Origin of the sequence: Marinobacter sp. R17, from assembly GCF_003789045.1 — a bacterium.
Lineage (GTDB): Bacteria > Pseudomonadota > Gammaproteobacteria > Pseudomonadales > Oleiphilaceae > Marinobacter_A > Marinobacter_A mangrovi.
Map to the genome: position 1 here is coordinate 187,108 of NZ_RHGZ01000004.1, position 10,057 is coordinate 197,164.

Sequence of the window (10,057 nt, forward strand, 5' to 3'; positions counted from 1 at the left end):
CGTCATTTGCCTCTAGCAAAGAAGGTCTCGTGCTTGCGGAACGGGCCGGTGTTGTTTGTGGGCTCAAAGGCGCGTAACCCGTCGACATGGCTCAGTTCTTCCACCATCTGGCGGTTGAACGGGGAGTTGGTTTTGTCGGCAATGAAATCGTGCCAGTCGACCCAGCGAGCCTCGGCAATTTCCTCCGGATCCTGGATCGCGATGTCTTCAGTTAACGGCGCCAACCGACACACGAAATAGACGTTCGACTTGCCGAACCGGAACGGGTGGCGGGTCGTGAAGCCCACAATCGAGAGAAAGCGGGCCCGAATACCGGTCTCTTCCCAGACTTCCCGCACCACGGAATCCTCAATCCGCTCCCCCAGCTCCACATGCCCACCGGGCAGCTTGAAGCCGGTCATGCCCTGTTCCCGGATCACCAGGATCTGGCCCCGATCGTTGGTGATGATCGCCCCGGCTCCCACCGTGTGGGTCGGGATAAACGGCACGAAAGTTGTCGTCGGCGCCTTCAGGATCAGCGTCAGCTCATCTTCCTGACAGTTATGGAACACGAACCCCAGCTCCGTCGCCACCGCGATCAGGTGCGAACGTCGGATCGACAGCGTCAGCCAGACGATGTTCTTCGACTCACAGCGCGAGAACGTCACGATCTCCTGCAGGGCGTCGCGAAACGCCCCGGTTTCAGCGGGCATGGCGTCGGATTGGATGATGACGCCGTTGAAGGGGTCAAGTTCGAACGCCAAAAGCAATACCTGTGATTGGATGGGGATCGGGGCAGCACCGGACAGGCAGAGCAGCCATCCGGTCATTGCTTTTCGACTTTAGCGAAAACGATTCCGTCAGGCTATGGCAACGGGCCTGAGATTGGGCGTTGCTTCAATACCCAATTTGGGTACAAAAATACCCAAAGTGGGTATTCACGCCATTTACCCGATTCCGCGCAATTTTTTACAAGACCCGACGCCAAAATCGGTAATGATAGGCCTATGGAAAGACACGAACTGACCGAAAAGGTCCGCTTTGGCATGGTGCCCGGCCCCAGCGCGGGGCAGGATATCGAGATGGTCGAGGCGCAGTACCGCACGCATACCTTTGCCCGGCATGTGCATGAAACCTACACCATCGGCCTGGTGGAAACCGGGGCCCAACGTTTCTACCGGACCGGCGCCCAGCACATTGCTGCCCGGGACGGCATCATCCTGGTCAATGCGGATGACGTCCACACCGGCGAGGCAGAAACCGAAGGGGGCTGGGCCTATCGCGCGATCTACCCACTGCCCGACCATTTTGAACGGGTCTGCAACGGTTTGCTCTGCGGCGACCGGGGCGCTCCGTACTTTCCGGAAGCCGTGGTGGAAGACGCCCAGATCGCCGCCCAGTTGCGGCTGTTCTACGAACTTCTCGACAGCCCGTCCAACCGGTTGCTGTTGGACACGGTCCTGTATGCCATCCTCAGCGGGCTGGTACTGCGCCACTCAAGAACCCGCAAACCGTTGCAGCCAAGAAGGCCCGACAAGCCGGTGCTCCAACGGGTGCGCAGCTACCTCATGGATCATCTGGAGCAGAACCTGACCCTTGATGAGCTGTCCACCGTCGCCCAGCTCAGCCCCTACCATCTGGTCCGGCAGTTCAAGGCCGAGTTCGGACTGCCGCCCCATGCCTTCCAGGTCCAGGCCCGGGTCATTCGTGCCAAGGCCTTGCTGAAGGATGGCCTGAGTCCAGCAACCGTCGCCGTCGCCTGCGGCTTTCACGACCAGAGCCACCTGACCCACAATTTCAAGCGCTGCATGGGCACCACACCCGCCCGCTACCAGAAAGCTCTGAGCAAGACCGTACAAGCCGGATAGTCGTCGCGCGGATAGCCTGTCTGCCTCAATGAATCGACAGAGGCCGGCCCGCTATGCCCGTTGCTCCCTCCGTAAGCCCCTATCGCGAAGAAAGCCCGATTCGCCAGGGTATGGTGGATATCCTGCCGCTCGCCCTCGCCACGATCCCCTGGGGTATCCTGTGTGGTTCACTGGCGGTGGACGTGGGCCTGACGGCCGTCCAGGCCCAACTGATGTCCTTGCTGGTCTTCGCGGGTGCCGCTCAACTGGCCAGCCTGCAACTGTTTGCGGCCGGCGCCTCAACCGGCTCGCTGTTGGGCACAACCGCCGTAATCAGTGCCCGGCACCTGCTTTATGCCGCCGTGTTCCGGAACGAAGTGCGCAGCCTGAATCTCCAGTGGCGCCTGGCCCTGGCGTTTGTGTTGACCGACGAAATGTTCGCCGTTGTCACCAACCGGCTCGGGCGCGGCGCCGGCTTTTGCCCGCGTCACGCCCTCAGCGCCGGATTCACCATGTACGGCGTCTGGAATCTCGCGACGCTGGCCGGCATTGTCCTTGGCCATGCCGCTCCTGATCTCGATCAGTTTGGCTTCGACTTTGCCATCGCGGCCACCTTCATCGCCATCGTCATCCCCGGCATTCGCAGCCGTCCGACGCTGCTCTGTGTTATCACCAGTGGTGTCAGTGGCGTTAGCCTGAATCATCAGGGCGTTGAGCACGGGCTGATCCTGGCCACAGGCGCCGGTATGCTGGTCGGGCTTTTGGCGTCGATGAATGGCCCGCGTCGACGGGCCTCTGTATGAACACGTTGCTCAACATTGTTCTGATGGCCGTCGTCACCTTCAGCTGCCGGTATGTGTTCCTTGCTCAAAGCATGCGATTTGAGCTGCCCGGCTTATTCCGCAGAGCGCTGGATTTCACCGCGCCGGCCGTGCTCACCGCCATGTGGGCGCCCATCGTCTTCCAGACACCACAAGGCCCGGGCAGTGCGGTATCGCCCTATCTGCTGGCTGGCCTGTGTACGATTGCCCTGAGTCTGCTGACGCGCAAAACCCTCGTGGTCGTCGGCGTTGGCATGCTGCTGTTCGGGGTGGCGCGCTGGTGGTTGTCGCAGGGCGCCGCCGTGTAGGGCTCCCATGGGCCGCTCCCGCCACACGGTAACGAAGAGGCGCTGATCGTTGACACAGGTAAAACGATCACTTTACCCTGTTCAACATGGATATTAAGACAAAACTCATCACAGCCGCCGAACAACTCTTCGATCGACACGGGTTCACCGCCACCGGAATGGACCGGCTGACGAAGGCCGCCGGGTTTTCGAGTCGGACGGTCTACAAGCATGTCGGCAGCAAGGCCGCACTCTCGGCCCTGGTGCTTTCCGAGCGTGAGCGCCGCTTCATGCAGTATCTCGACGTTCACAGTGTGGATGCGCTCTTTGCCGCACTGGAAGACTGGGTTCGGGACGAGGGCTCGCGCGGTTGCCTGTTCCTTCGCGCCTATGGCGAGACCGGGGGCGACACGCCGGAAATTGCCGAGGCCGTGACCGCGCACAAGGCCGCGTTCAGAAGCCACATTGCCAACGTGGTTGCGCAGGATGTCGGGAAGACCGGCGGTGACGCATTGACCGACCAGATCCTGGTGCTCTTCGAAGGCGCAACGGCTGCATCCGTCTATCGGGGGCCGGAAGCCATTGCGGCGGCCCGGCAAGCGGCGGCGATCCTGATCGAACAGGTGCGGCCATGAGTCCGGCATTACGCCTCGGCATCGTCGGCTTCAGCCTGATTGGCGTCTGCTACGGCTTTGCGCGCTTTGCCTTTGGCCTGTTCCTCCCGGAGATTGATGCCGATCTGGCGCTCGGCCCCGCCCTCTCGGGTGTCATTTCTGGCGGCTCGTTTCTGGGTTACTGCCTTGCGATTGTCGGGTCGGCCTACCTGACCGAACGGATCGGCGCGCGGGCCGTCGCCGTCAGTGCCGCTCTGGTAGCGGCCGTGGGTATGGCGGGCATCGCAATGGCACCCAACGCCTTCTGGCTCGCCAGCGCCGTCATGCTGGCCGGCTCCAGCACCGGTCTGGCCTCCCCACCGATGGCGGCCGCGGTCGCCGCCGCGGTGCGCCGGGACCGGCAGGATAAAACCAATTCGACGATCAACGCCGGGACCAGCGTTGGCGTGGCGCTGTCCGGACCGGTCGCCCTGGCGATTGGCGGCCAGTGGCGCCTGGCGTTTGCCGCCTTTGCAGCAGCAGCGCTCGTACTGGCAATTGCCACCGCTCGCTGTGTGCCCTCGGCCACAAGCCGTTCGGCGACCGCCGGCGTCCTGCCACCCATCAACGACGACGTCGCCCGACTGATTATGGCTGCTTTCATCATGGGCGCCGCCAGCACCGCCATCTGGTCCTTTGGCGGGCAGCTGGCCACGCTCCGGCTGGGCTGGGGCACCACCGGCATCGGCCTGCTCTGGATCGCGATCGGCGCGGCCGGGATCGCCGGGGCCGGGGCCGGTTCGCTGGTTGGACGCTTCGGCATTGACCGGGTCCACTGGGGCTTCCTGGGCGCCATGGCGGTGAGTATTCTCGCCGTGGGTTCGGGCCTGGCGACACCGGGCACGACGATCGCGGGTGGCGCGCTGTTCGGTGCCGCCTACGTGATGCTGACCGGGGTCTACCTGATCTGGGGCGTCACGGCCCTGTCAGACCGGCCGGCCACCGGATTGATGGTTGGATTTCTTACCATCGCTATCGGCCAGACCGCCGGGGCACCGCTGTTCGGGCTGCTGCTGGACGCGCTCGGCCCCAACGTCACGGCGATGATCTTTGCCGGTATCGCGATGACCGCGGGGCTGGCCAGGGTCAATAGACGGGCGCCTCAGCCGCAGTGACCGAACGCTGCTCAGTAGCCCCGAGACGGCATAACCCGATTCAATAACGGCCGCCCGTCCTTCAGGCGGCGGTAGTTCTCGACGATCTGCGGAGCAACCGACACCGGATCGGTCAGGCTGGAGCAGTGCGGTGTCAGCCGTATTTTTTCATGGCGCCAGAAGGGATGACTCTCGGGGAGAGGTTCCTGCCGGAAGACGTCGAGACGGACGCCCCGCAACGTGCCCTCGTCGAGCGCGGTCAGCAGGTCGTCGTCAACCAGGTGTTCTCCGCGGGCGACGTTCACCAGACACGCGCCGGCCGGGAGTTTGCGCAAGTTGTCCAGATTGAGAATATCGCGGGTTTCATTCGTCAGGGGCAGCAGACAGACGAGTACATCGGTCTGCGACAGAAAAGCGTCCAGCTGCTCAGCTCCGGCGTAGGCCGTAATGCCCTCGATCGTTTTCGGTGTCCGGGACCAGCCGATTACGTTGAAGCCCAGCCTCGAAAGACGAATCGCCGAATACTCACCCAACTGCCCCAAGCCCATCATACCGACCGTCGTTTCGCCGATCGGCCTCGGCGCCCGCGGTTGCCACAGCGCCTGTTCCTGCTGGGCTCGGTAGGCGTCGAAGTCCCGGAAGTAAACCATCACCGCCGCGCAGACATACTCGAACATCGACTGCGCCAGTTGCGGATCGACCAGGCGAATGACCGGCACGCCTTCAGGCAACTGCGGGTCGCTCAACACATGATCCACGCCGGCCCCCATGGAACAGATGCAGCGGAGATTCGGGTAGTCCCGCAGTACGCCTTCGGGATGATTCCAGCACAGGGCGAAGGTCACGTCGGCTTTGCGGGCCTCGTTGGGATAGACCTGGAAGTCGAGCGCCGGATCCAGGCTTTTCAGGGCGCTAATCCACGGCTCGGGATCTTTATCGGGGGCGATGATGAGGATCGTCATGGGTTCCTTGTCCTTTCCCTATGTACAGGCCGGCAACGGCATCAACCAATATTCGCACCTGCCAAGCGCTGTTTCTGCGCTCGCACAGCCTCTGTCAGAAAATCCATCAGCGCGTGAATCCGCACGACGCCCCGCAGATCCGGATGCATCAGGAACCACAGGCCGTATTGCAGCTCGGGGATGGGGCTGGTGAGTTGCACGATGTCCGGATCGCCGTCGGCGAGATAGCAGGGCAGGACCGCCAGCCCCATGCCGGAGCGCACCGCACTCAGTATGCTCACCAGGGTATCCACCCGGTAGATGCAGGCGGCCTTCAGATTGTGCTTCTCCATCCACGGGTCCAGCGCGGAATCCTGCAGCCGGGGCCCGGCGCCGATCCAGGGCTGAGAGACCAGGGACTCGACGGGCGCCCCGGGCGTCAGACCCAGACTGCGGTGCCCGTAGACGGCCTGGCCGATGGTGGTCAACGGGCGGCCGATCAGGTTCTCCGGGGGCCGGTTGGACGGGCGAATAGCCACGTCCGCCTCCCGGCGGGTCAGGTTGAACAACTGGTTGGACACGGCCACGTCCAGCACGATGCCCGGATAGCGGTGCCGGAACTCCGTGAACAGCGGCGCCAGCAGGCCCATCAGCAGAGAGTCGGTGGTGGTGGTCCAGATCTCTCCCATCGGCTCCAGATCGCGCCCCGCCACTTTGCGTTCCGCAGCCAGGGCGGCTTCGTCCATCACCCGGGCCGTGTCGGCCAGCTCCTCACCCGCCAGGGTGGGTTGGTAACCGGTCCGGCTCCGCTCAAACAGCGCTACCCCCAACCGCCGCTCGATCTCGCCCAACCGCCGGAACACCGTGGCGTGACTGACACCCAGGGTGCGCGAGGCGCCGGATAGCGAGCCCGCCGTCGCAATGGCCAGGACGAGCTCAAAGTCATTCCAGGCCAGGGCGCTGCGTGTTTTCTGCGCTTTGGATGCGGCCGGTTGGCCGGATTCACCTGTTCGTTTTTGCAAAGTAAACACTCACGTTTATGGAATGTTGTGCAACAGAGAACAAGGTTAGCATTTTCCTGAATCCACGGGATAACCAACGCCCCCTGATTGGAGGCGGCGTTAAGGAGGTCACACGATGATGGTTTCAGGACAAGCACCCTACATGCCCCGCCGCCTGGTCACACGTCAGGATCACGCCGGTGAGGAGAGGGAATCACTCAAGGAGAGCATTTCGCCCCGGTACCGCGACGGACTGGGCGGTATTGATCTGGAGCGGGTCAAACGGGATCAGCGCCGCGCCCGGCGGGAGGTCTTCCGAGCCCTGATCCGGCGTTTGAAATGAGCGGATGCCAACGAAGTCGGTCAAGAGACAAACCGGGACGACGCGGAGGAACCCCGACGTCCCGGTTTGCCGTTACCTGAATGCCGAGCAAAACTCCCGCGCTGACGCGCCGCGCGGTACCTCACCTACAGCACCCACATCAGAATAAACACGCTCACCAGAAAGACCCATCCCAAGCCTCTGTAAAACTTATGGATCGCCGCCTCGTCGGCTCCGATCTTATTCATGCCGGTGAGATTCGTGATGGCCTCGGGGAAGATAATCATCGCGGCGCCAATGCAGGGAACGGTCGAAAACAGGGCCGAGGCGCGGCGGGCCATCGCTGCAGCGATTTGAGCATCCAGGAAAACGGGCACGAAATAGATCACGATGATGATCAGCGAAAAAACGACAAGCGCCGCTTTGGGCTGCCATCCCTCGAAGTAGTAGCCCAGGTCATCCTGAAGGGTGTACCGCACATAGAGCGCGCATGCCCACAGAGGGATCGTGACGAGAATGAGAGAGACCACTATGGACAACATGGTGACCGTTCCTTGGTGAGATTATGTTTAATGTTGCGCCGTCCTGAGGCGCAGCTTGCAGACCATGCAGAATTTGGATGCTCTTTACAACGGTTATGAACGCAAAAGGAATGGTCGGAGAGTGGTGCAAGGCCGCTCTTTCTGCGTCTCACGCCAGGCAAGCCATTCATTTTAATGACCTAAAACAGTCATATTGACAAATAAGCGCAGCTTATTGACTAAATCCCACCAAAAAATCAAAATAACGAGTGGTAAGCCATATTAAGTGAATTATTAGTCAATATATTGAACGTCATAGAATGAGGTGTTCGGCCATGGCTGACGATGTCCGCACAAAAGCCACGATTGTTGCGGCGCTCAAGCATCAAATCACGTCGCTCCAGACGCTCGTGGACGATCTTGAGCACTCCACCACGCCGGATCTCCGGGAAATCCGGCATCTGCCCGATCTGCTCCAGGAGCGGCGCGAGCAGCTCAGGCTCAGCCCGGTGGAAACGGCCGAGCTGGCTGGTCTGTCGCCCAACACCTACCGGGCCCTGGAACGAGCCGATGGCAACCCGCGGCTTGAGACGCTTGAAAGCGTGGGACAGGTCCTGAACTTCAAGCTCTGGATCGAGATGGTATGAGAGCCCACGTCTACCTGCATGGCGAGCTGGCCGGAACACTGGAGAGAAAGCCCGATGGTGCCGTGATGTTCCAGTACGCCCCGGATTATCTGGCCCGGTCTCGCCCACCACTCAGCATGAGCCTGCCGCTGCAGGAAGCGCCGTTTATCACCCAGGGGCTGCCCGGCTATTTCAGCGGACTGGTGAGTGAAGGGTGGCTCAAGCGCATGCAGTCCCAGCAGCAGCATATTGATCCCAACGACCAGTTCGCCTTGCTGGTTCATAACGGCAGAGACCTGCCGGGAGCGGTGACCATTGAACTGTCAGATTTGTCTTAAGGATTCAGGCAACAAGCCGTATCACCCGGCCTGCCTGAAAACGCTCTTCGGGAGCGCGAAAGTCTCAACGAACCTTGCCGCAACACGGGGCGACCTGGTCCGTGAGATGCCGCGCATGACCCAGGGGTTTTCCATCAGTGGCGTCCAGATCAAGGCCCAGTTGAAGGTTGTTAACGAAAAACTGGAGCTGGTGGACCACGATGGCGACCTGATCCTCAAGCCCAGCCCGGAGTCTTTTGAATACGTTGCCGAAAACGAGCACCTGACCCTGACGTTGATGCGCCAGGTGGGGTTTGAAGTCCCCCCGTGTGGCTTGATCACCTTGCAGGACAGTCACCGCGTTTTCGTCATTCGCCGCTACGATCGCACCGCCGATGGCAAACGCCATCAAGAGGACGCGATGCAGGCCCTCGGAATCCGCAACGACGCGTCCGACTCCAAGTACGACGCAGCCAGTTACTCCGAAGTGCTGACGCTGACGCAGGAGCGCTGCGGCACGGCGGTTGCCGCAAGATTGCTGGATCGCCTGGCCTTTTCCTACCTGGTCGGCAACGACGACCATCACCTCAAGAACATCAGCTTTGTCCTGGGCCAACCGATCGTCCTGGCGCCCGCCTACGACGTCCTCGCCGCCAGTCTATACAATCAGGGCTGCCGGGCGATGGCGCTCAAATTCTTCCCGGACCGGGAACCGACCTACCACGCTGAAATGGGCAATGGCCATTACTCGGGATCGGATTTCGTCGAACTCGCTTCGAGTGCAAGTTTGGGAGAGAAGGCTGCCGCCAGCCGTATTCGCCGGTTGGCCGGACGAGTGGAAAAAGCAGCGCCGGACTTGATTCGATCGAGTTACCTCCCCGACGAGATGAAGGCTCGGTATCAGGCTCTGGTTTCGGAAAGGCTTCTGTTTATCGGGGTTATTTGAGGGAGTAGGAATACGCCCTCTTTGGCGGTAATTCCTGTCAAAAGAGATGCGCTCCTATAGGGGCCAGTTGGCTCCACTTCACCGCTTTGACTTTGAAGTCGGTGTTGTACTGCTGGGTTTTCTTCCCCGTGATCATTTCCGGCATCGGCTTTCTCCTGCTTGGGAGTTAGCGATGCGTGTCCACTCGACGGGGGAAGTCCACCATATACTGCTGCGCCTTGTTAAATTATTGGCGGATGAAGTACTCATTGAACTCAACATCCGATTGGTCCTGCCAGCTAACCCAGTAAAGATCTGGGCTCTCAAATGTGATGACTCCCTTACCCATGAGCCGTCAACCAACCTTCATTTGATAAGAACCTTATTTTCTCCTCGCTTGAGCACCTTGTATGGAAAGCGACCGTTTGCAGCGGTCCACTCGTAATTTTTGCCATCGATGGTAAGTGTCGTCGCCGGAGAATTTTCAATCAGTGACTGCGCTTCGTAGGTTATGGTCAATAGCCCTACTGTTTGCCGGATAAAGCTACGGGTATTGGGAGCCAACTCTTCAATATCATTTTCGGCGAGACTGACCTCTAGCCCGGATTTCTCACAGGGCATAAAAGAAAGCGGCTGAAAGTGTTAAGGTTTCAAGACCTTACCCAAGAAACCAACACCAACAGCCGCTTCCAAAATGGTACCTGAAAAACTGACCTTCACGCC

The 10,057-nt window shown here is 60.7% G+C and carries 13 protein-coding genes; 9 read left to right on the plus strand and 4 right to left on the minus strand.

Going from position 1 to position 10,057, the window contains the following annotated elements; all coding sequences use genetic code 11:
• Nucleotides 1-2: 2 nt before the first annotated feature.
• The gene (locus EB809_RS05070) at nt 3-743 is read right to left on the minus strand and encodes an NUDIX hydrolase (RefSeq protein WP_123633721.1); all 741 of its coding nucleotides are present in this window, start codon (nt 741-743) and stop codon (nt 3-5) included.
• A gap of 243 nt (nt 744-986) precedes the next feature.
• Between EB809_RS05070 and EB809_RS05075 the strand changes: the two genes are divergently transcribed.
• From EB809_RS05075 to EB809_RS05095, 5 genes are all read left to right on the plus strand, one after another.
• Entirely contained in the window at nt 987-1,847 is an 861-nt protein-coding gene (locus tag EB809_RS05075) for an AraC family transcriptional regulator (RefSeq protein WP_223807819.1), read from the plus strand.
• 53 nt (nt 1,848-1,900) lie between these two features.
• Entirely contained in the window at nt 1,901-2,629 is a 729-nt protein-coding gene (locus EB809_RS05080) for an AzlC family ABC transporter permease (RefSeq protein WP_223807820.1), read from the plus strand.
• Nucleotides 2,626-2,955 (plus strand): AzlD domain-containing protein, encoded by a 330-nt coding sequence (locus EB809_RS05085; protein ID WP_123633722.1) that lies wholly within the window; start codon nt 2,626-2,628, stop codon nt 2,953-2,955. Before EB809_RS05080 ends, EB809_RS05085 begins: the two co-directional genes overlap by 4 nt.
• An 86-nt stretch (nt 2,956-3,041) precedes the next feature.
• Nucleotides 3,042-3,569 (plus strand): TetR/AcrR family transcriptional regulator, encoded by a 528-nt coding sequence (locus EB809_RS05090; RefSeq protein ID WP_123633723.1) that lies wholly within the window; start codon nt 3,042-3,044, stop codon nt 3,567-3,569.
• Nucleotides 3,566-4,702 carry an MFS transporter gene (locus tag EB809_RS05095; RefSeq protein WP_123633724.1) on the plus strand — a complete coding sequence of 379 codons (1,137 nt, stop codon included), beginning with the start codon at nt 3,566-3,568 and terminating at the stop codon, nt 4,700-4,702. Before EB809_RS05090 ends, EB809_RS05095 begins: the two co-directional genes overlap by 4 nt.
• An 11-nt stretch (nt 4,703-4,713) precedes the next feature.
• Here EB809_RS05095 and EB809_RS05100 read toward each other — a convergent pair whose 3' ends face one another.
• Together EB809_RS05100 and EB809_RS05105 are read right to left on the minus strand one after the other, a co-directional pair.
• Nucleotides 4,714-5,643 (minus strand): 2-hydroxyacid dehydrogenase, encoded by a 930-nt coding sequence (locus EB809_RS05100; RefSeq protein ID WP_123633725.1) that lies wholly within the window; start codon nt 5,641-5,643, stop codon nt 4,714-4,716.
• A gap of 41 nt (nt 5,644-5,684) precedes the next feature.
• A complete protein-coding gene (locus EB809_RS05105) occupies nt 5,685-6,644 on the minus strand; it encodes a LysR family transcriptional regulator (RefSeq protein ID WP_123633726.1) in 960 nt (319 codons plus the stop codon).
• A 115-nt stretch (nt 6,645-6,759) separates the two neighbouring features.
• Between EB809_RS05105 and EB809_RS05110 the strand changes: the two genes are divergently transcribed.
• Nucleotides 6,760-6,966 carry a hypothetical protein gene (locus EB809_RS05110; protein ID WP_148079175.1) on the plus strand — a complete coding sequence of 69 codons (207 nt, stop codon included), beginning with the start codon at nt 6,760-6,762 and terminating at the stop codon, nt 6,964-6,966.
• 125 nt (nt 6,967-7,091) lie between these two features.
• Here EB809_RS05110 and EB809_RS05115 read toward each other — a convergent pair whose 3' ends face one another.
• Nucleotides 7,092-7,487 carry a hypothetical protein gene (locus tag EB809_RS05115; protein ID WP_123633728.1) on the minus strand — a complete coding sequence of 132 codons (396 nt, stop codon included), beginning with the start codon at nt 7,485-7,487 and terminating at the stop codon, nt 7,092-7,094.
• 314 nt (nt 7,488-7,801) lie between these two features.
• Here EB809_RS05115 and EB809_RS05120 point away from each other — a divergent pair, with 314 nt between their 5' ends.
• From EB809_RS05120 to EB809_RS05130, 3 genes are all read left to right on the plus strand, one after another.
• Nucleotides 7,802-8,113, plus strand: a complete 312-nt coding sequence (locus EB809_RS05120) for a multiprotein-bridging factor 1 family protein (RefSeq protein ID WP_190294825.1) — start codon at nt 7,802-7,804, stop codon at nt 8,111-8,113.
• The gene (locus tag EB809_RS05125) at nt 8,110-8,430 is read left to right on the plus strand and encodes a HipA N-terminal domain-containing protein (RefSeq protein ID WP_123633730.1); all 321 of its coding nucleotides are present in this window, start codon (nt 8,110-8,112) and stop codon (nt 8,428-8,430) included. Before EB809_RS05120 ends, EB809_RS05125 begins: the two co-directional genes overlap by 4 nt.
• 115 nt (nt 8,431-8,545) lie before the next feature.
• Nucleotides 8,546-9,355 carry a HipA domain-containing protein gene (locus EB809_RS05130; protein WP_190294826.1) on the plus strand — a complete coding sequence of 270 codons (810 nt, stop codon included), beginning with the start codon at nt 8,546-8,548 and terminating at the stop codon, nt 9,353-9,355.
• The last annotated feature ends 702 nt before the right edge of the window (nt 9,356-10,057 follow it).